The organism is Microbacterium sp. UCD-TDU (assembly GCF_000340625.1).
In the GTDB taxonomy this organism is placed as follows: domain Bacteria; phylum Actinomycetota; class Actinomycetes; order Actinomycetales; family Microbacteriaceae; genus Microbacterium; species Microbacterium maritypicum.
The window spans coordinates 265550-285982 of sequence record NZ_KB454448.1; the positions used below are offsets into that span (position 1 = coordinate 265550).

Consider the following 20433-nt stretch of genomic DNA (forward strand, 5'->3'; position numbering starts at 1 on the left):
GATGGCCGACACCATGAACCGGACGGATGCCGCGACCACCCTCCTGCGGACGCTCGTCGGCGCCGTGGCGCGGGCCGGGCGCGGCATCCGCTGGTACATCACGACACTGATGGGCGACAGTGCCTATGCGACGTACGTCGCCCATCAGCGTCGCCAGCACCCGGACGAGGAGCCGCTGACCGAACGGCAGTTCTGGCGGCAGCGGATGGACGACCAGGATCGCAACCCCGGTGCCCGCTGCTGCTGAGCGCGGTGTCGTCGGTGCCTAGGCTGGGACCATGACCGACGTCGTTCTCGCCGCCGTGCTGGGCGTGCTCGGCGGCATCGCCCTCTCGGTGCTCCTCCTGCTCGCGCGCCGACTCGCCCGCGGGGCCGCCGACCTGGGAAGCGATGCCGAACAGGCCGCGCTCACAGCGCTGCACCAGGCGAGCCTGGCGGCGCCGCACCTGCGTGCAGGGCTCTCCACCCCCGACGTCGTGAAGGCCGCACGGCACCTGCGCGTACTGCTCGGAAGCGCAGCGGTCGCGATCGTGAGCGCCGAGGGCACCGTGTCGTTCGACGGCCCCTCCGACGGGCTGGAGTCCGCGGCACGCCGCATCGCCGCGCAGGTGAGTGCTTCCGGTCGACGGCAGGTCTTCCCGGCACGCGGAAGGGACGGTGAGCTCGAGGCCGTCGGGGCTCCGATCCTCGTCGACGGCCGCGTGGTGGGTGTCGTGGTCGCCTTCGCGGCATCCGTGCGGGCAGCGCTGGTGCGGGCGGCCGAAGAGGTCGCCGACTGGTGCGCGGCGCAGGTCGAACTCGGCGGACTCGATGCGTCGAGGACCCAGCTGGCCGAGGCGGAGTTGCGGTCGTTGCGGGCGCAGATCTCCCCGCACTTCATCTACAACGCCCTCACGGCGATCGCGTCGTTCGTGCTCACCGACCCCACGCGTGCGCGCGAGCTGGTGCTGGAGTTCGCCGACTTCACCCGCTACTCGTTCCGTCGACAGGGCGAGTTCACCACGATCGCCGAAGAGCTGGGCAGCATCCACTCCTACCTCGAGCTCGAGCGGGCCCGCTTCGGTGACCGGCTGAGGGTCACCCTGCAGATCGCGCCGGAGACGCTCGCGACGGTCATCCCGTTCCTGTCGGTGCAGCCGCTCGTCGAGAACGCGGTCCGTCACGGTCTCGAACCCGGCGTCGGGGGAGGGGAGATCCGCATCGCCTCGCGCGACGACGGCACCCACACCGAGATCACGGTCGAGGACGACGGGGTCGGCATGGACCCCGAGGGGCTGAGAGCGACCCTCACGGCGGGCGACGACGGCGTCCACGTGGGTCTGCGCAACGTCGATACCCGGCTGCGTCAGCTCTACGGCGCCGACGGAGGCCTGGTGGTCGAGACGAACACCGGCGCCGGTACCCTGGTGCGCATGCGGGTCCCGAAATCGCAGCCGCAGCACGACCCGGACAACGACTGACGATCATGATGACCATCGCACCTCCGATCGATGTGCTCGTCGCGGACGACGAGAGACCCGCCCTGGACGAGCTGGTCCACCTGCTGCGCACCGACCCCCGTGTCGGTGAGATCCTCACGGCATCGTCGGGGGCTGAGGCCCTGCGGGTCCTGTCCGAGCGGGCGGTGCGGATCGCGTTCCTCGACATCCACATGCCGGGGTTGAACGGGATGGAGCTCGCGCGCGCTCTGATGGCCCTCGCCGAACCGCCGTCCGTCGTGTTCGTGACCGCCGACGAGGCGAGGGCGGTGGAGGCGTTCGAGCTGCGCGCTGCCGACTATCTGCTCAAGCCCGTGCGCCTCGAGCGGTTGCGTCAGGCGGTCGACCGGGTCGTCGAGCTCGGCGACACCGCCGGCCTCGGCGATGACGAGGTGCTGCCGGTCACGGTCGGATCCGTCGTGCGGTTCGTGCGCCGCAGCGAGGTGCGCTGGGTGCAGGCGCAGGGAGACTACTCGCGGCTGCACACCGGCGACGGCACTGGGCATCTGGTGCGCATCCCGATCTCGGAGCTGGAGGCTCGGTGGGCGGCGGCCGGATTCCTGCGCATCCATCGCTCCTCGCTCGTGCGCACGGCCGCCGTGACCGAGGCGCGTCTGTCCGGGGCGGAGCCCGCCGTATCGATCGGCGCGGTCCCGCTGCCGGTCAGTCGGCGTCTGGTGCCGGCGGTGCGCGATGCCCTGCTGCGTGGAGAGGGCGCCGGATGACCGAGAAGCCGAAGCGCGTGCGCGTCACGGCCGACCTGCCCGATCGGCGACCAGCGACTTTCACCCGCGGCATCGCCCTGCCCGGCTCGCCCGTGGACGAGGCGGATGCCGTGTACGCCCGGGCGCTGATGCGCAGCCAGCTCCGACTCGCGCTCGGCACGGTCGCCGGGTTCGTGGTCGTCGTGATCGCGCTCACCCTGACGATCGCCCTCGTCCCCGAGATCGGACAGGTCCTGGTCTGGGGTCTGCCCTTGTCGTGGTTGTTGCAGGCGTACGCGTTCTATCCGATCATCGTCGTCTTCGCGGTGCTCTACGTGCGCACCGCCGCACGCAACGAGCGCCGGTACCGGGCGCTCCGGGACCGCGAATGAACGTGGTGCTCGATCTCATCGGCGTCGCGCTCGTCATCGTCGCGACGCTGCTGATCGGGGTCTACGGACTGCGTATCTCCCGCACCACGGGAGACTTCTTCGTGGCGTCGCGCACCGTGCGACCCGTGTGGAACGCGTCGGCGATCAGCGGCGAGTACCTCTCTGCCGGTACCTTCCTCGGGCTGTCGGGCCTCGTGCTGCTCGACGGCGCCCGCGGCTTCTGGTTCCCGATCGGATACGCGGCCGGCTACCTCCTGGTCCTCGCGTTCGTCGCGGCCCCGCTCCGCCGCAGCGGCGCCTACACGATCCCCGACTTCATCGAGGCGCGCCTGGAGTCGACGTCGGCCCGACGCGTCACGAGCATCGCGGTGCTGGTGATCGGCTGGCTGTACATCGTGCCGCAGCTGCACGGTGCCGGCCTCACCCTGCTCGTCGTGGCCGGCCTGCCGGAATGGGTGGGAGCCGTCACCGTCGCGGTGCTCGTGGCTGCAGCGGTGGCCGCGGGCGGCATGCGCGCGATCACGTATGTGCAGGCGTTCCAGTACTGGCTCAAGCTCACCGCTCTCCTCGTGCCGGTCGTGTTCATCGCCTTCGCGCTCAGCGGCGGTCCGCACGACTTCGACCCCGCGCTGGTCTTCCCGGTCGAGGCCGGCCCCTCGGGGTTCGACGCCTACGAGACGGCCTCGCTGCTGCTTGCGCTGCTGCTGGGAACCATGGGTCTTCCCCATGTGCTGGTGCGCTTCTACACGAGTCCGACCGGGGTCTCGGCGCGACGCACGACGGTGATCGTGATCGGCATGGTCAGTGCGTTCTATGCGGTCTCGAGCACGATGGGCCTGCTGGCGCGCATCGCCGCTCCCGACCTCGCGGTGCCGGGCGTCGCCGACACCGTGGTGCTGCTGCTGCCCTCCCGCGTCTTCCCCGGTGTCTTCGGCGAGCTGCTCACGGCACTGATCGTCGCCGGGGCGTTCGCGGCCTTCCTGGCGACATCCGCCGGCCTCGTGGTGTCGCTCGCCGGAGTGATCAGCCAGGACGTGTTCTCAGGATCGGTGCGCTCGTTCCGACTCTCGGCCGTGCTGTGTGCGCTGGTGCCGCTCGCCGTGGCGCTGCTCACGGCCCCGGCCGGTCTCGGATCGAGTGTCGGTGTGGTGTTCGTCGTGGCGGCGTCGACGTTGTCACCGGTCGTGCTGTTGGGAGTCTGGTGGCGAGGACTCACCGCGCGTGGGGCGGTCGCCGGGATGCTGTCCGGCGGTCTCGCCGCCGGCCTCGCGCTGCTCGTGCATGCCCTGATCGATGGCGTCGGGGCGGCGGCGCCGTACCTCGCCCAGCCCGCCGCCTGGACCATTCCCCTCGCGACGGCGGTGACCGTCGTGGTCTCGATCCTCGACCCGCGGGGCCCGTCGCCGCGCTCCGAGCGCTTCCTCGCGCGCGTGCACACGCCGGAGCGCGGCTGAGTCAGGGGGCTGAGTCAGGACCGGGGAGTCAGGGCGGGGAAGTCAGGGCGGGGGAGTCAGGACTGGGCGGAGCGCAGCGTCCAGGCCGGCCACCAGCCGTCAGGGAGACGCCCCAGGAGGTCTGCGGCATCGTCCAGCTCGTCGGCCGAGAGCGACGGGTCGGGTTGGCCGCCGCCCGATCGTCCTCCGCCGTCGGGCGTGCGCCGCTCGGTATGCAACCAGCGCCGCTGTCCGACGGGGTAGACCTCCCGCAGCCCTCCGGCGGCGATCGCGAGCACGGTCTCCTCGATCTGGTCGGCGACACTCTCGGCTGTCTCGTCGCACGCGTCGCAGGTGCAACTGGGCGCGTATTCCCGGGTCAGGGCTCCGGCCTGGATGAAGACGGATTCGGCCGTCTCGGTGAGGGTGATCTGCGCTCCCGTGGTGGGGCGCAGGTGCCAGATGCGTGCCCCCGACTCGTCGGACCGTCGGTCGACATCGACGTCGTACCAGGTCTCGAGGTGGTCGACCAGGGCGTCGACGACGCCCATCACCGGGGCGAATCGTTCGGGATGGGTCACCCGGGAGTAGGCGTCTTCCGGAGGCGAGCCACCGGCCCAGCGGGATCCGTAGTGGATGACATGGCCGGATTCGTCGACGAACTCCGGGATCGAGAGCACCGGACGCGTGAACGGCACCGGGGTGACGACGAAGTCGATGTCGACCTCATCGTGGGTGAGGGCGGCGTGCTCTTCGGCGTCGCGGTCGGCCTGCGGCCAGGACGCGAGCATCTCCCGGAACGGCTCGCGCTGCTCCGGGTGCTCGATGATCCCCCTCAGCAGGCCGGCGACCGGGACCGAGATCGTCGAGGTGCCCACCTCGGGTTCGCTCGTGAAGCGCCACCTCGCCGCCGGATGCGCCACGGCGATCGCATTGCCAAGGAACCGTTCCGCCGCCTCCGCTGTCTCCGGGGCGGCCAGGAGCTCGGGATGCGCGGCGACGAAGTCCCACAGTGCGCCGAGGTCGGCGGCAAGGGCGGCGGGGTCGGCGCCGGCCTCACGCGCGAAGGCCGCGAAGAGCTCGAAGCCCTCAACGAATCGCGGGGGCGCGACCGGCTCGGGACCCGGCCAGATCAGCGTGGCGGACATGGCGTCCGGCATCGGCGCGAGCGCGCCGGGGAAGATGTTCGACGTCGACATCGGCCTAGAGCTTCCGGCTGCGTGGCATGAGCCGCACGTCGGGGAGCGGCGGGGCCGGGATGCGCACGTCGTGACCCTCGACCGCGCCGAAGCGGGGTGACGCCGCTCCCGTCGCGGACTCCGCCTCCCACTCCTCGCGGGCCTCGACGATCTCGTCGTGCGTGCGGCCGGCGAAGTTCCACCACATCACGATCTCGTCCTCGAACGGCTCGCCGCCGAGCACGAACAGCAGTGCACCCGCGGTCGTCGAGACCTCGACCTCGTCGCGCGAGTCGCCGAGATACAGCAGACCGTTGCGATCGAGCGGATGCTCTGCCACCACGACATCGCCCTCGACGAGCATCAGCGCGTGCTCCCAGCCCGAACGCAGCGGCAGGTGCACCCGCGAGCCCGGGGAGAGCACGATCTCGGCGCCCACGATCGGGGTGTGCACGGTGGCGGGGGAACGTACCCCGGCGAACTCGCCGAGCACGACGGTGGCCTCGGCATCCGCGCCCTCGTCGGCCGGGATCGCGAGCGCGGGCAGTGCGGTGTGCCGTTCGAACCCGGGGGCACCGTGGCGGGCGGATTCGGGGAGCGCCACCCAGAACTGCAGTGCATCGAGGGGGACGGGCCCGTCGCCGACCGAGTACTCCGAGTGCGAGATCCCCTTCCCGGCGGTCATCAGGTTCAGCTGCCCGCGGCGCAGGTCGGCGTCGCTGCCGAGCGAGTCGCGGTGGCGGATCTCTCCGACGAGCGGCCAGGTCACCGTCTGCAGTCCGATGTGCGGATGCGGTTCGACCCGCATCTCGGTGTCGGCGGGACCGAACCGATCGAGGAAGCACCAGGCGCCGATCGTCGGCAGGTTGCGGTGCGGCAGTGCGCGCAGCACGTTCATGCCGCGTACGCCGCCGAGCGGAACTTCGCGGGGTTCGAGGATGAGGCGGCGCTGCCCGATCATTCCGCTCGGCCCGTCGGGTCCTCGCCCGCAGAACCGGCGGAGGCGGATGGGAGCTTCGGCCAGCGGATCTCCGCGCCCGGCACCTCGTGGGTCTCGAGGTATTTCGCGATGTACGGGCACAGCGGCACGATCGCGTCACCACGCTCCGCCGCATCCGCCAGAGCGGCCGATGCGAGCTTCCCCGCCAGTCCCTGCCCCTGGAATGCCGGGTCGATCTCGGTGTGGGTGAAGCGGATGGATCCGGGGCGCAGATCGAACGCCGCGAAGCCCGCGAGCACGTCGTCGGAGCGGAGCTCGTAGCGCGATTCTTCGTCGTTGCGGGTCACGGTGATCTCGGTCATCGGGTGCTCCTTCGAACGGGGTGCCTCCAACCTACGCCCGCCGGAAGCGCCTTGGTCGCTCCCGGGTGACGAGTCAGTGCGCCGTCTCCTCGACTGCTGCGGCGTGTGCGTCGTCGCGGCTCTTCTTCGGGAAGAGGAAGGTCAGGGCGAGGAAGGCGATCAGCATCAACGCGGGCACGATGAGCGTCTGCTGGTAGGCCTGCGAAGGGGTGCCGGATGCTGCGGCATCGAAGAAGACCGACGCGAAGATCGCCACACCGACCGCGCTCGCGATCGCCTGCACCGCGGTGAGGACGCCGGAGGCGGAACCGATCTCCTCGTCTTTCACCGCCGCGAGGATCGTGCTGAACAGGGCGGCGATGATCGCGCCGCCGCCGACGCCGAACAGGGCGATGCCGGGGACGATGGTCCAGATGGTGAAGTCGCCCGGCTGCTCCAGCTCGAGCCAGAGGAGCGCGGCGCCCAGCAGCTGGGTCACCGCCCCGAGCTGCAGCACGGATCGGCCGATCTTCTCGGCGAGCCACGCGCCGCTGACCGCACCGCCGACCGCAGAGCCGAGCGCGAGGGGGAGGTTGCTCAGCCCGGCCTCCCCGGCGCTGAAGCCGTTGCCGACCTGCAGGAACAGGGTCAGCACGAGCTGTGTACCGGTGAGGCTGCTGAAGAAGAGGGCGATGCCCACGAGTCCGAAGGTGTACGCGCGACGGGTGAACATGGTCGCCGTGACGAGGGGCACGCCCCCACGGGCGAGCAGCTGCCGCTGCTGCCAGCCGAACATCACGAACCCGCCCAGCCCTGCGGCCACGCATGCCCAGGCCCACAGCGGCCACTCCAGCTCGGGGCCGAAGGTCAGGCCGAGGACGAGGATGCCGGAGGAGGCGACGATGACGGTGGCGCCGAGGAGGTCGATGCGGACGGCTCGATCGCCGGATCGTCGCGGCAGGATGCGCCATGCGACGGCCAGGGCGATGATTCCGATCGGGATGTTCACGAGGAAGACCGAGCGCCATCCGAGACCGAGGATGTCGGCCTCGATGAGTCCGCCGCCGATGATCGGGCCCAGGATGCCGCCCAGGCCGAGTGCCGGGCCGAAGATGCCGAAGGCGACCGCGAGTTCGGCACCCGAGAGGTTCTCGCGCAGCAGTCCGAGTCCCTGGGGGAGCAGCAGTGCGCCGGCGGCACCCTGGATCAGGCGGAACGCGATCAGCAGTTCGGCGGTCGGGGCGAGGGAGCACAGCAGGGAGGCGATCGTGAAGGCGGTGAGCCCGAGGAGGAACATCCGTCGACGTCCGAAGCGATCGCCCAGACGGCCGCCGAGGATCAACCCGGCTCCCAGCGCGAGCGCGTAGCCGCCGATCACCCACTGCAGGCCCAGGGCGTTCGTTCCCAGCGATGCCTCCAGGGACGGGCCGGCGACGTTGACGATCGTCGCATCGAGCATGTCCATGACCTCGGCAGCCAGCATCACCCCCAGAATCGCCCAACGCCAGCGGTATGGGGCCTCGGTCACGTCGCTCATGTCATCTCAATTCTTGATTATCAATCAAATTAGCAATATGGAGTATTACCATTGCGGGCATGGATGTCAAACGAGCCGAGCGGGTGTCGAAAGCCGCTTCGGGGTACGACCCGTCGCGTCGGCACGACGCCGGCGAGATCGATGACGGCGACATCCGGTCCCGTGTGCAGCAGCTCACGATGCGACAGCAGCGTTTCGAACGGTCGGTCGCGAAGCAGCTCGAACTCGATGCCCCGGGTCTCGAGGTGCTCGACCATCTGATCTCGCGCGGACCCGCGACGCCCACCGAGCTGGCGCATCGCATCGAGATCTCGACCGCGGCCATGACCCTCGTCCTCAACCGTCTCGAAGACCGCGGTCATGTGCGCCGAGATCGTCACCCTTCCGACGGGCGCAAACTCATCGTGACCGCCTCCGACGATGCCGCTGCCGATGCTGAGCGCCTCGTGGCGCCGCTGATCGACGAGGTCGAGGCGCAGATCGCGGCCATGAGCGCCCAGGAACGGGCGACGGTCGCGACCTTCCTCGATGGCCTCATCGGCGCCTACGATCGGTCGACCCTGAGCTGATCGCGCCCCTCGCCTGTGGAGGACGCGCCGCCCGCGTCGGCGGGGGTGGTTACGCTGGAGGGATGCCGCAGACTCCCCGTGACCCGTACGCGGATCTGCCGCACGCCGACGAGCCCTACGACGACGGGTGGGAGTCGTCCGTCCCGCCGGAGCCGATGGATTGGGAGCCGCAGGGCGCGGGCTTCGAGCCCCCGCTCGACTGGGGGCAGGGGCCGGTCACCCCGGTGGCTCCGCGGTCCGCCACGTCCGCGCAGTCCACTGTGCGCACCGCCGCCCCGAGCCGCTATCCGACCGCGCGCGAGGCGCTGCACACGGTCTTCGGGTACGACGAGTTCCGCGGCGATCAGGCCGACATCGTCGAGCAGGTCATCGCGGGCGGCGACGCCGTCGTGCTGATGCCGACCGGTGGCGGAAAGAGCATCACGTACCAGGTGCCGGCTCTCGTGCGCGAGGGCACCGGGCTCGTGATCAGCCCGTTGATCGCGCTCATGCACGACCAGGTCGATGCGCTGCGGGCCAACGGCGTCAACGCCGCCTATCTCAACTCCACGCAGGCCATCGATGAGCGTCGCGAGGTCGAGAGGGCGTACATCGCCGGCGAGCTCGACCTCATCTACGTCGCACCGGAGCGTCTTTCCAGCGCGCAGACCACTGCTCTTCTTCAGCGCGGAACGCTCAGCGTGATCGCGATCGACGAGGCGCACTGCGTGTCGCAGTGGGGTCACGACTTCCGCCCCGACTACCTCGCCCTGGGCGACTTGGGCGAGCGGTTCCCCGGGGTGCCGCGCATGGCTCTCACGGCCACGGCGACCGCGGCGACGCACAAGGAGATCACCGAGCGCCTGCAGCTCGGCGCCGCGAAGCACTTCGTCGCGAGCTTCGACCGTCCGAACATCCAGTATCGGATCGTGCCCAAGGTCGACCCGCGCAAGCAGCTGGTCGCGTTCATCAGATCCCAGACGCCGGCGAGCGACGACGGCGCGCAGCCCGCGGGCATCGTGTACGCGCTCAGCCGCAAGTCGGTCGAGCAGACGGCGACCTACCTCGCCGCGCAGGGGCTCGATGCGCTGCCGTACCACGCGGGTCTGCCCGCCGAGGTGCGGGCGGCGAACCAGGCGCGCTTCCTTCGCGAAGACGGCGTGGTCATGGTCGCCACGATCGCTTTCGGCATGGGCATCGACAAGCCCGACGTGCGCTTCGTCGCGCACATCGACCTGCCGAAGTCTGTCGAGGGCTACTACCAGGAGACCGGTCGCGCCGGTCGCGACGGCGAGCCCTCTGTGGCCTGGATGGCGTACGGCCTCGGCGACGTCGTGCAGCAGCGCAGGCTCATCGACCAGAGCCCCGGCGACCGCACGTTCAAGATGCGGATGGGTCAGCACCTCGATGCCATGCTCGCCCTGTGCGAGACCGTGGAGTGCCGACGCCAGAACCTTCTCGGCTATTTCGGTCAGGAGTCGCAGCCGTGCGGCAACTGCGACACGTGCCTGGAAGACACCGAGACGTTCGACGGTCTCGTCCCCGCGCAGAAGCTGCTCTCGACGATCGTGCGGCTCAAGCGCGAGCGCAATCAGGCGTTCGGCGCCGGGCATCTGATCGACATCCTCCGCGGGGCCTCGACCGAGCGCATCCGGCAGCAGGGCCATGACAAGCTCGCGACCTACGGCATCGGCAACGACCTCTCCGACCAGGACTGGCGAAGTGTCGTGCGGCAGCTCCTCGCTCGCGGCATCGTGGTCGCGCAGGGAGACTACGGCACCCTCGCGCCCGGAGAGCAGGCGGCCGGTGTGCTCCGAGGGGAGACCGCCGTGCCGTTGCGCAAGGACACGATCGGGCGACCCACCTCCTCCGGCCGTGCTCGCAAGGCCAGCGCCGCCGACGCCTTGGACGCGGGGGATCGCGGACTCTTCGAAGCGCTGCGCGCCTGGCGGGCCGAGACGGCGCGCGAGCAGGGCGTTCCCGCGTACATCGTCTTCGGCGATGCCACCCTCCGTGCGCTCGCCGAGCATCGTCCGGCCTCCCTCGCCGACCTCGACGGCATCACCGGCATCGGGGCGAAGAAGCGCGAGGCCTACGGCGAGGGCGTGCTGGCGGTCATCGCCGCCGCCTGATCCGACGCGGGGTCAGCGCCTGATCCGAGGCCGCAGCACTCAGCGCGGAGGCAGCACGTCGTCGAGGTGGGCGCGCAAGTGCGTGGCGATGTCGAGCCGCTCCCTGTCGTACAGCCACTGGTACTGCAGTCCGTCCCACATCGCGATGAGCCATGTGGCTTCGTGCACCGGGTCGCGATGCGCCGGCAGGTCACCGTCGGCCTGGGCGAGGCGGAAGAGCTCGGTGAAGTACTCCAGCGCATTCGCGAATCGCGTCGCGAAGTAGTCGTGCGCGGGGTGGGCGGCGGGGACCGCCTCGCAGGACAGCACCGCATACACCTCGATCAGGCCCGGCTCATCCTGAGCGCTCAGCGCGGCGCCATCGGGGATGCTGCGGAGCACTTCTCCCGCGGACGCTGCACCGGTGAACCTCTGGTTGTCGTTGATGGCACTGTCCCGCTCGGTGAGGACGGCGCTGAGCAGCAGCTCTTTCGACGGGTAGTGGTGCAGCAGGGTCGACTTCGACACCCCGACCGCGGTGGCGATGTCCTGCAGGCTGGTGTCGCCGTAGCCGTCGCGGGCGAACAGGCGCGTCGCATCGGCGAGGATCTGCGTGCGGCGGCGACGGCCGACCGCATAACCGGGGTCGGTGTCCGGCGTCGCCGTCGTGCGCAGCTCGGGCAGGGGACCGGCCGCGTCGGCGTCGGATGAGAGGTCGTCGTCGGGATCGCGCCACGCGACCGGCAGCGCCCAGAGGTTCTCGCGTTCCTCGAGCGTCTCCACCACGTCGACTCGCTCCGGAAGGTACTGCGAGAGCAGTTGCAGGCCGTCCCACCCGGCCGTGTGCCGAACGGTCTCGCCGTCGACGTCGCGATCGGCCGCGATCACTCCGTGGTACTTCGCGTCTTCCAGGACGTCGACGCTCAGCGAGCGCAGCCGGCAGTAGCGCTCACGCATCCGCGCGTGCGCGGGGTGACCGGCAGCCGAGGCCTCGCCGGTGAGCGCCGCGAACAGCTCGAGGTAGCCCGGAGTGCGCGCGTTCCGCTCGGCGATGCCGGAGAAGACCAGCTCGCCGGGTTCGGCAGCCGCCGCGATCGCGCTGAATACGCTCTCGTTGTCGGCTTCCAGTGCGGCGACGACCTCGCCGAGAAGGTCGTCCTTCGAGGCGAAGTGACCCAGCAGGCCCGGGTGGCTGACGGAGGCGGCGGCGGCGATGTCGCGCAGGGACGTCGACCGATAACCGTGTGCGACGAACAGGTCGTGCGCAGCAGACAGGATGCGCTGGCGCGTGGCGGCGGCGCGGGCATGTCGCGAGCCGGTCGCTGTGGTCGTCATCGCATCCTCCTTGTGCATCCTATCCTCGCTCATTACCAAGCGGTCTGGTTTCAGTTACCAATCGGTCGAGATTGGTGTATGGTCAACCCAGAACCGCGTCGCCGATGACGTGCGGTGAATCGAAAGGACTGTCATGACAGAGTTGTCATCCGCCGCTTCCGCGGCCGCGGTCGGCACCACCGGGTTCAAAGCCCCGGGGACCACGCCGCTGAAGACCCCGCGCGGGTACACGCCGGGCCTCGCCGCCGTGAACTTCGGCGTCTACCTGGCCCTGCTCACCCCGGTCATGGTGTCGATGGCGTTCAAGGTCCAGCACATCGACCCCGTGAACACCGAGGGCAGCCTCGGGCTCGTGATGGGCGTCGGCGCGATCTTCGCCCTCATCGCGAACCCGCTCGTCGGTCGGCTCTCCGACCGCACCACGTCGCGCTGGGGCATGCGTCGTCCGTGGATCCTCGGTGGTGCGATCATCGGCCTCGGCGGCTTCGTCCTCATCGGGTCGGCGACCTCGGTGTGGATGGTCCTGCTCGCGTGGTGCCTCGTGCAGACCGCGATGAACGCCGTGCTGGCCGCCGCCAACGCGACACTGCCCGATCAGGTGCCGGTCACCAGCCGCGGCAAGGTCTCCGGCATCATCGGCATCACGACTCCGATCGGCATCCTCGCCGGCAGCTTCCTGGTGAACTTCCTCCCCGGCGACTTCGAGCGCTTCGTCGTCCCCGGCGTGATCGCGCTGATCCTCGTGATCGTGTTCGTGCTGACCCTCAAGGACCGACGCCTCACCGAGAAGCCCGCAGAGAAGTTCACCGTCGCGATGTTCTTCGGCTCGTTCGTGTTCAACCCGCGCAAGCACCCCGACTTCGGCTGGACCTGGCTCACCAAGTTCTTCGTGATGTTCGGATACGCCGGCATCGCCACGTTCCTTCCGCTCTACCTCGTCACCAAGTTCGGGCTCGACGAGCAGGGTGCCGTCGGCGTCATCCTCGCCGCCAACCTGGCCTCGATGGCGGCGATGGCGATCTCTTCCCCGCTCGGTGGATTCCTCTCCGACAAGATCGGCAAGCGTCGCCCGTTCGTCGCCATCGCCGGGATCGTCATGGTCGTCGGCCTGGTCATCCTCGCGATCGCTCCCGATGTCACGACCGTCATCATCGCGCAGTCGATCATCGGTCTGGGTGCCGGCTCCTTCCTCTCCGTCGACCTCGCCCTCGCGACCGAGGTGCTGCCCAACCCCGACGACGTGGCGAAAGACCTCGGTGTGCTGAACATCGCCAACGCCCTTCCGCAGTCGATCGCCCCGGCCATCGCCCCCGGCATCATCGCGCTGGGAGCGGCCACCCCGCTCGGCGGCTACACCACCTGGTACCTGTTCGGTGCGCTCGTCGCGCTCGCCGGCGCCGTTCTCGTCTACCGCATCAAGGGAGTCAAGTGACCATCTCCGACACGACGGCCACATCCACCGTCCGTCCCTGGCTGGACGCCGATCTGCCCGTCGACGAACGCGTGCAGCTGCTCCTCGACGCCATGACGATCGAGGAGAAGGCGGGGCTGTTCTTCCACACGATGATCGCGATCGGCGATCTCGAAGAGCCGAACCCCGTCTTCGCGACTCCGTCGGCCCGCGAGTTCCTCGAGACCAAGCGGATGACCCACTTCAACCTGCTCGGCGCCGCGCCCACCGGTCGGGAGATCGCGGCGTGGCACAACGCGCTGCAGCGCCTGGCGGCATCCACCCGCCTCGGCATCCCCGTGACGCTGTCGACCGATCCGCGCCACTCCTTCAGCGAGAACCCCGGGGCCTCGATCCTCGCCGGCCCCTTCTCGCAGTGGCCCGAGACCCTCGGCCTCGCGGCGACCCGCGATGAGGCACTGGTCGAGCGCTTCGCCGATATCGCCCGTCAGGAGTACACGGCGGTCGGGCTGCGCGTGGCCCTGCACCCCCAGGTCGACCTTGCGACGGAGCCGCGGTGGGCCCGGCAGACGGCGACCTTCGGTGAGGATGCAGAGCTGTCGGGCAGGCTCGGTGCGGCCTACATCCGCGGCTTCCAGGGCGCATCGTTCGGCCCTGGCTCGGTGTCGACCATGACCAAGCACTTCCCCGGAGGGGGACCGCAGAAGGACGGAGAGGACCCGCACTTCCCCTACGGTCGGGAGCAGGTCTACCCTGGCGGCGAGTTCGAGCTTCACCTGAAGCCGTTCGAAGACGCGCTCGCCGCGGGCAGCCGGCAGATGATGCCGTACTACGGGATGCCCGTCGGCACGGAGTACGAGGAGGTGGGATTCGGGTTCAACAAGTCCGTGATCACCGGCCTGCTGCGTGAGCGGTACGGCTTCGACGGTGTCGTGTGCACCGACTGGGGCCTGATCAGCGACTCCGAGATCTTCGGCCAGCCCTTCCCCGCACGTGCCTGGGGTGTGGAGCACCTCACGCCGCGCGAGCGCATGAAGAAGGTGCTGGACGCCGGTGCCGATCAGTTCGGCGGTGAGGCGAATCCGGAACTCCTGCTCGAGCTCGTCGCCGACGGCGAGGTGACCGAGGCCCGTCTCGACGTCTCGGCGCGACGCATCCTGCGCGAGAAGTTCGAGCTCGGTCTGTTCGAGAACCCGTACGTCGACGAAGACGCGGCCGACGACATCGTGGGTCGCGCGGATTTCCGTGCCGCGGGGGAAGACGCCCAGCGCGCCTCGATCACGGTGCTCTCGAACGACGGAGCTCTGCCCTTCGCGCGCGGCCGAAAGCTCTACGTCGAGGGCATCGACGCCGAGATAGCGGCATCCTTCGGGGAGGTCGTGGAGACACCGGGCGAGGCCGATCTGGCGATCATCCGCGTGCACGCCCCGTTCGAGGAGCGCGAGACGATGTTCGAGAACTTCTTCCACGCCGGTTCCCTCGCGTTCTCGGAGCAGGTGGTCGCGCATGTGCGCGAGGTCGCGCACGCCGTGCCGACCGTCGTCGACGTGCTCGCCGATCGTCCGCCGATCCTGACGCCGATCGTGGAAGCTGCCGCCGCGGTGACCGTCAACTGGGGCGCTTCGGGTGCGGCACTGCTCGATGTGCTCAGCGGTGCGTTCCCCGCGCAGGGCACGCTGCCGTTCGACCTTCCGCGGTCGATGGCCGCGGTCGAGGCTTCGCGTCCCGACGTGCCGTTCGACACCGCCGATCCGCTGTTCCGCTTCGGCCACGGGCTTTCGCTCTGACCGTTTTCGATCTGGAACCGCCCCGCAGACCCTCGGTCAGCGGGGCGGTTTCTTCGTCTGCGTGGACTTGACGGCGGCGCCCTGTCTCGCCGCACGCATCCTCGGGGGCGCGATGTCTCGCAGGATGCCGGAATCAGGACAATTTCTGGACGAATGCTGGACATCCCCTTTGCGATCCCGTAAAAATGGGCGCAACATCGCTCGGCCGACTGACGTCGACCCGTGGGGGGCCATGTGACGCGGAAGATCGCATCACACGGGAGTAGCGAATGGAATCGCAGGAGAGGGTTCTGCGGCGACGTAGAGCAGTTGGAGGAGGCATCGCCGGCGTCACCGTCGGCGCGGTGATCCTCGCGAGTGCGTTGGTGCCGACTGCGGCGAATGCGCTGGACACGGCGAATCCGAACGATCCGGCGGTCGCGCAGGGGCAGATCATCCAGCTGCCCGCCGCTCTGCTCGGGGGCCTGGACATCGCGGCTCTCGGTCACACGCTCACCAGCAACCCCGCAGCCCCGGGCTCTGAGCTCGGCGGGCTGGATGTGGGTCTGCTGGAGGCACTCGCCATCGATGTCGGCACCCTGAACGTGCCGCTGCTGACCGACGGCACCGGGCCGGGTCTGCTGCGGCTCGGTGATCTGGGTGCCGCGCAGAGCTTCAGCTCGTCGCCGACGCAGACGCAGTCGATCGCGTCGTCGGGCACGATCACCACGGGCGGGGCGATCGACACGGGCGCCATCGACGGCGGTGTGAATCCCGGCACGCTCGAGCTCACCGACCTCTTCGACCAGCTCGCCGTCGCCGGCCTCACCGACGCGGTCCTCGATCAGGCCTCGGTCGGCATCGGCGCCCTCGCGTCGCGCGCCGAATCGAACGCCGCGGCGGCCACGTCCCAGTACCGCATCGCGGACCTGAACCTCGATCTGCACAGCAACCTGGTCGCCGGGCTGTCGGGAACGCTGGCCTCGGCGATCCAGGGCACCGCGACTCCGGTGAGTGGTCTCGCAGGCCCCGGTGGAGCGCTGACCGCTCTCGTCACGACCCTCGTCAGCACGATCAACGCGATCCCCGATGTGCCGCTGCTCGCAGCCTTCACCGCGACCGGAGGAACAGTCGGGATCGCCGGACTCGACACGGTCGGCCAGACCGTGACCACCCAAGTGCTGCAGACCCCGATCGAGAACTCGACGGGATCGGTGCTCCTCGACCTGAGCACCGGGACGGTCTCCGTCGATCTCGCCAAGATCCTCGTCGAGACCGGCGCAGGGGCGGACCTCAACACCTTGCCCGCGAATACCCCGGTGCTCTCGGCCACGACCATCTCCGCGATCCAGCAGGGGATCACCTCCGCGCTGACGGGTACGCACCCGAACAGCCTCAACGGCAAGGTCTCCACGATCCTGAAGTCCACGCTCGACGCGCTCCAGGTGACGCTGACGGTCGGCGTCGACCTCACTGTTCCGCTCACCGGAACGCCATTGGTGTCGGGGGATGTGACGGTCAAGGGCTCGCTGGCGCAGTTCGCCGGCACTGCGACCCCCGTGCCCACGGTCACGACGGACATCACGCTCGCCGGCCTCAACATCGGCGTCCTCCTCAACCCGGTGGTCTCGGCCGTCACGAATGCGGTCGCCACCACGACGGGTCCACTCGTGAACACCGCCCTGAACAGCGTGATCCCGCTCGTGCAGCCGGCGCTCGCCGCGTTGACGGGCCCTGTGCTCACGACGCTCGATCCTGTGCTCCAGGGCGTGCTCTCCGATCTCGTCGACATCACGATCAACGAACAGCCCGCCACGGGGGACATCCCCGGAGACAGCTTCAGGGTGCGCGCCCTCGCAGTGGACCTGCTACCTGCGGTCGGCGGCGGAGTCTCCCTCGATCTCGGGTCTTCGACGGTGAAGTCTGCGGCTGCGGCGGTCGCGGCGATCGATGCGGCTGCCACTGTGCAGGCGGGAACCGACCTCGCGGTGACGGGCTCGGGGTGGGCCGCGAACACCGAGGTCACCGTGCAGGTGACTGCACCGGGAGGCGGAGCGGTCGGCACCGGCGTTCCCATCACGACGGATGGCGGCGGCGCGTTCACGCTCTCTTATCCGATCCCCGCAGGCGCCGCCCCCGGCGTCGGCTACACGGTCACCGCGACAGCCGGCGCCGTCACCGCCACGGACGCCACCGAGGTCACGGCCGCAGCAGCGGTCGATGCCGCACCGGCTGTGCAGGCGGGCACGAACCTCGGCATCTCCGGAACCAACTGGCCCGCGAACACCCAGGTGTCGGTGCAGCTGACGGCGCCCGGTGGCGGCGCGAACATCGGCGGCCCTGAGCTGGTCACCACCGACGTCGCGGGGACCTTCACCCTCGACTACCCCGTCCCGGCGGGAACCCCGGCCGCCACCGGTTACGAGGTGACGGCCACGGCGGGTACGCAGACCGCCACCGATACCACCGAGGTGACCGACGCTCCGGTCGCGGCGATCGATGCGGCCGCGACGGTGCAGGCGGGGACGAGTCTTCCGGTCTCAGGATCCAACTGGCCGGCGAACACCGAGGTGTCGGTGCAGCTGACGGCTCCCGGCGGTGGCGCCGACGTCGGCGGCCCCGAGACGGCGACCACCGATGCATCCGGCGAGTTCGCACTCGACTACCCGGTGCCCGCGTCTGCGACACCGGGTGCCGCCTACACCGTGACCGCGACGGCCGGTGCCGTCACGGCGATCGACACGACCGCGGTGACGGCCGCTGCTGCCGTCGATGCGGCGGCGACGGTGCAGGCCGGAACGACGCTCCCCGTCACGGGCGCGAACTGGCCGGCGAACACCGAGGTGTCGGTGCAGTTGACGGCGCCCGGCGGTGGCGCGGACGTCGGCGGCCCTGAGACGGTCACGACCGATGGAGCGGGTGGGTTCACACTCGACTACCCGGTGCCGGCATCGGCCACGCCAGGCACCGGCTACACGGTGACCGCGACCGTGGGCGCCCAGAGCGCCACGGACACGACCGAGGTCACCGCCGCGGCGACCGTCGATGCGGCGGCGACCGTGCAGGCAGGCAGCGACCTGGCCGTGTCCGGCACCAACTGGCCGGCCGACACCGAGGTGATCGTGCAGCTCGCGGCTCCAGGAGGCGGGGCCATCGGTACGCCGCAGACGGTGACGACGGGCGGGCTCGGTGCGTTCACGCTCGACTACCCGGCGCCTGCCGGCACCCCCGCGGGAACCGGGTACACGGTCACGGCCTCGGCCGGCGCTCAGACAGCGACCGACACGACAGAGGTGACCGCGGCTCCGGTCGTCGTCGATGCGGCGGCGACGGTTCCGGCGGGCACAAACCTCGCCGTCACCGGTACCGGGTGGCCGGTGAGCACCTCGGTCTCGTTGCAGCTGACCGCTCCCGGCGGTGGTGCGGATGTCGGTGGTCCGGTGGCGGTGACCACCGACGCGTCCGGGGCCTTCACGGCGAACTATCCGGTGCCGATCGACACCACCCCGGGCACGGGCTACACGCTCACGGCGACCGCGGGTGCGGTCACCGGCTCGGACACCACCGAGGTGACCGCGGGCGACCCCGGCGATGTCAACACCAACGCGGCGGCCTCGGCCTCGGCGTCGGCCGACGCGACCGCGGACGGCGATCCCTCGGCCCAGGCAGCTGCAGAAGCCGCTGCTCTCGCTGATGCGACCTCCACCGCATCTGCGGCGGCGACGGCCGATGCCACCTCCGCCGCGGAATCCGCGGCGACGACCACGGCGTCCACGACGGCTTCGACCGATGCGACGTCGACGGCCAACGCCGCAGCGGCTGTCGCTGCCCAGGCCGCGGCCCAGGCAGACGCGTCGAGCGACGTGAATGCCGCGGCATCGACAGCAGCCGATTCGAATTCCGCGGCATCGTCCGAATCCGCAGCGACGGCGACATCCTCGGCGGATGCGTCGTCGGAGGCCTCGGCCAACGCGAACGCGGCGGCCTCGGCATCCGCTTCGGCCAATGCCGACGCCTCCACCGCCGCGGTCGCCGAGGCCTCCGCACAGGCGGCGGCCTTCTCCGACGCGACGGCGGAGGGATCGGCTGCGGCGGATCCGGCAGCCGAGGCGGCATCGGAGGCCGCGGCGACGGCGACCTCGTCCGCGGCGGCGACCGCTGATGCCACCTCCGAGGCGAACGCCGGCGCGGCGATCGCCGCGCAGGCGGCAGCACTGGCCGACGCCACGACGGACACGGCGGCCGAAGCCTCGGCCACGGACGATGCCAGCACGAGTGCAGCGGCGAACGCGAGCGCAGCGGCGATCGCGAGCGCCTCGACCGATGCCTCCTCGGATGCGGTCGGCTCGGCGGACGCCTCGGCGGAGATAAACACGAACGCCTCGGCATCGGCCTCGGCGTCCGCCCAGGCGGATGATGACAGCAACGCCTCGGTCGAGGCAGCCGCTGTGGCTGCGGCACTCGCCGATGCGACCAGCCAGGCATCCGCCGCGGCGGACGTGTCGGCCAGCGCCGCGGCCCAGGCCGCAGCGACCACCGATGCCTCCACGGATGCGTCCACCACGGCCACCACGGCGGCGAACGCCTCGGCAGCGGCCGCGGCTCAGGCGGCGGCGCAGAACGATGCGACCTCGACGAGCGAGGCCGACGCCTCGGCCTCGGCCGATGCAGATCCGAACGCCTCGGCGGCAGCGGCGGCGAACGCGTCGTCTTCGGCCACGGCCTCCGCATCGGCTGCGGCGGACTCCTCTGCCGAAGCCACGGCTGCGGCCTCCGCCTCCGCTACCGCCACGACGAGCTCCTCGGCGGATGCGGCGGCCGATCCCACCGGGAACATCGCCATCACGATCAAGTCCCCTGTGCTGGAGCGCGGCAAGCAACAGACCGCAGTCGGCACGGGCTTCACGCCCGGAGAGACGGTCACCGGTGTGATGACCTCCGACCCGCTCGCGCTGGGCAGCCAGATCGCGAACGCCCAGGGTACGGTCACCTTCACCTGGACGGTCCCCACGGCCATCGATCTGGGAACCCACACCGTGACACTGACCGGGGCGACCTCCGGCAGTGTGTCGGCGACGTTCCAGCTGGTGGCATCGGGCCTGGCCACGACCGGCGGGCAGCTCCAGAGCGGGTGGATCGCGCTGGCCGCGCTGCTCCTCACGCTCGGGCTGGGGACGATGAGACTCGCGAGATCCCGCCGGCCCCTGGTTCAGACGGAGTAGATCGCGATGCAGGAACGCTGAGTGGTCGGGGCCGTTT

General features: G+C 70.2%; 15 protein-coding genes. 10 read left to right on the top strand and 5 right to left on the bottom strand.

The features are described 5' to 3' along the window. Position 1 precedes the first annotated feature (1 nt). The 5 genes from D514_RS36595 to D514_RS36615 are packed head-to-tail and all read left to right on the top strand — an operon-like array spanning position 2 to position 4028. Complete coding sequence (locus D514_RS36595; protein WP_017831384.1) at positions 2–247, top strand: YbdD/YjiX family protein; 246 nt, start codon at positions 2–4, stop codon at positions 245–247. Between the two features lie 31 nt (positions 248–278). Next, a complete protein-coding gene (locus D514_RS36600) occupies positions 279–1460 on the top strand; it encodes a sensor histidine kinase (RefSeq protein ID WP_017831385.1) in 1182 nt (393 codons plus the stop codon). A gap of 8 nt (positions 1461–1468) precedes the next feature. Further along, the gene (locus D514_RS36605; protein ID WP_017831386.1) at positions 1469–2203 is read left to right on the top strand and encodes a LytTR family DNA-binding domain-containing protein; all 735 of its coding nucleotides are present in this window, start codon (positions 1469–1471) and stop codon (positions 2201–2203) included. Next, the gene (locus D514_RS36610) at positions 2200–2574 is read left to right on the top strand and encodes a hypothetical protein (RefSeq protein ID WP_017831387.1); all 375 of its coding nucleotides are present in this window, start codon (positions 2200–2202) and stop codon (positions 2572–2574) included. The genes D514_RS36605 and D514_RS36610 overlap by 4 nt, the downstream gene beginning before the upstream one ends. Beyond that, entirely contained in the window at positions 2571–4028 is a 1458-nt protein-coding gene (locus D514_RS36615) for a cation acetate symporter (RefSeq protein ID WP_017831388.1), read from the top strand. The genes D514_RS36610 and D514_RS36615 overlap by 4 nt, the downstream gene beginning before the upstream one ends. Positions 4029–4084: 56 nt before the next feature. Here the strand turns inward: D514_RS36615 and D514_RS38230 are convergent, their stop codons facing one another. The 4 genes from D514_RS38230 to D514_RS36630 form a co-directional block, all read right to left on the bottom strand. Then, entirely contained in the window at positions 4085–5206 is a 1122-nt protein-coding gene (locus tag D514_RS38230) for a DUF6226 family protein (RefSeq protein ID WP_017831389.1), read from the bottom strand. A gap of 4 nt (positions 5207–5210) precedes the next feature. Then, positions 5211–6146, bottom strand: a complete 936-nt coding sequence (locus tag D514_RS36620; protein ID WP_017831390.1) for a pirin family protein — start codon at positions 6144–6146, stop codon at positions 5211–5213. Continuing rightward, positions 6143–6487 carry a GNAT family N-acetyltransferase gene (locus D514_RS36625; protein ID WP_017831391.1) on the bottom strand — a complete coding sequence of 115 codons (345 nt, stop codon included), beginning with the start codon at positions 6485–6487 and terminating at the stop codon, positions 6143–6145. The genes D514_RS36620 and D514_RS36625 overlap by 4 nt, the downstream gene beginning before the upstream one ends. Positions 6488–6560: 73 nt before the next feature. After that, positions 6561–8003: an MFS transporter gene (locus D514_RS36630; protein WP_017831392.1), complete on the bottom strand. Its 1443-nt coding sequence runs from the start codon at positions 8001–8003 to the stop codon at positions 6561–6563. Positions 8004–8062: 59 nt separating this feature from the next. On the opposite strand from D514_RS36630, the gene D514_RS36635 reads away from it, so the two are divergent. Together D514_RS36635 and recQ are read left to right on the top strand one after the other, a co-directional pair. Beyond that, entirely contained in the window at positions 8063–8572 is a 510-nt protein-coding gene (locus tag D514_RS36635; protein WP_017831393.1) for a MarR family winged helix-turn-helix transcriptional regulator, read from the top strand. Positions 8573–8634: 62 nt separating this feature from the next. After that, entirely contained in the window at positions 8635–10683 is a 2049-nt protein-coding gene (recQ, locus tag D514_RS36640; RefSeq protein WP_017831394.1) for a DNA helicase RecQ, read from the top strand. A 39-nt stretch (positions 10684–10722) separates the two neighbouring features. Here the strand turns inward: recQ and D514_RS36645 are convergent, their stop codons facing one another. Then, positions 10723–11997, bottom strand: a complete 1275-nt coding sequence (locus tag D514_RS36645; protein WP_144053100.1) for a TetR/AcrR family transcriptional regulator — start codon at positions 11995–11997, stop codon at positions 10723–10725. A 133-nt stretch (positions 11998–12130) separates the two neighbouring features. Here D514_RS36645 and D514_RS36650 point away from each other — a divergent pair, with 133 nt between their 5' ends. The 3 genes from D514_RS36650 (at position 12131) to D514_RS38235 (ending at position 20396) form a co-directional block, all read left to right on the top strand. Beyond that, positions 12131–13429: an MFS transporter gene (locus D514_RS36650; RefSeq protein WP_017831396.1), complete on the top strand. Its 1299-nt coding sequence runs from the start codon at positions 12131–12133 to the stop codon at positions 13427–13429. After that, entirely contained in the window at positions 13426–15195 is a 1770-nt protein-coding gene (locus tag D514_RS36655; RefSeq protein WP_017831397.1) for a glycoside hydrolase family 3 protein, read from the top strand. The genes D514_RS36650 and D514_RS36655 overlap by 4 nt, the downstream gene beginning before the upstream one ends. 269 nt (positions 15196–15464) lie before the next feature. Then, the gene (locus tag D514_RS38235) at positions 15465–20396 is read left to right on the top strand and encodes a choice-of-anchor G family protein (RefSeq protein ID WP_144053101.1); all 4932 of its coding nucleotides are present in this window, start codon (positions 15465–15467) and stop codon (positions 20394–20396) included. The last annotated feature ends 37 nt before the right edge of the window (positions 20397–20433 follow it).

Bases quoted from the DNA above. Each gene is read 5' to 3' on its own strand.
- D514_RS36615 (WP_017831388.1), top strand. From the start codon at position 2,571: ATGAACGTGGTGCTCGATCTCATCGGCGTCGCGCTCGTCATCGTCGCG.
- D514_RS38235 (WP_144053101.1), top strand. From the start codon at position 15,465: ATGGAATCGCAGGAGAGGGTTCTGCGGCGACGTAGAGCAGTTGGAGGA.
- D514_RS38230 (WP_017831389.1), bottom strand. From the start codon at position 5,206: ATGTCGACGTCGAACATCTTCCCCGGCGCGCTCGCGCCGATGCCGGAC.
- D514_RS36645 (WP_144053100.1), bottom strand. From the start codon at position 11,997: ATGACGACCACAGCGACCGGCTCGCGACATGCCCGCGCCGCCGCCACG.
- D514_RS36600 (WP_017831385.1), top strand. From the start codon at position 279: ATGACCGACGTCGTTCTCGCCGCCGTGCTGGGCGTGCTCGGCGGCATC.
- recQ (WP_017831394.1), top strand. From the start codon at position 8,635: ATGCCGCAGACTCCCCGTGACCCGTACGCGGATCTGCCGCACGCCGAC.
- D514_RS36605 (WP_017831386.1), top strand. From the start codon at position 1,469: ATGACCATCGCACCTCCGATCGATGTGCTCGTCGCGGACGACGAGAGA.
- D514_RS36595 (WP_017831384.1), top strand. From the start codon at position 2: ATGGCCGACACCATGAACCGGACGGATGCCGCGACCACCCTCCTGCGG.
- D514_RS36650 (WP_017831396.1), top strand. From the start codon at position 12,131: ATGACAGAGTTGTCATCCGCCGCTTCCGCGGCCGCGGTCGGCACCACC.
- D514_RS36635 (WP_017831393.1), top strand. From the start codon at position 8,063: ATGGATGTCAAACGAGCCGAGCGGGTGTCGAAAGCCGCTTCGGGGTAC.
- D514_RS36630 (WP_017831392.1), bottom strand. From the start codon at position 8,003: ATGAGCGACGTGACCGAGGCCCCATACCGCTGGCGTTGGGCGATTCTG.
- D514_RS36620 (WP_017831390.1), bottom strand. From the start codon at position 6,146: ATGATCGGGCAGCGCCGCCTCATCCTCGAACCCCGCGAAGTTCCGCTC.
- D514_RS36610 (WP_017831387.1), top strand. From the start codon at position 2,200: ATGACCGAGAAGCCGAAGCGCGTGCGCGTCACGGCCGACCTGCCCGAT.
- D514_RS36625 (WP_017831391.1), bottom strand. From the start codon at position 6,487: ATGACCGAGATCACCGTGACCCGCAACGACGAAGAATCGCGCTACGAG.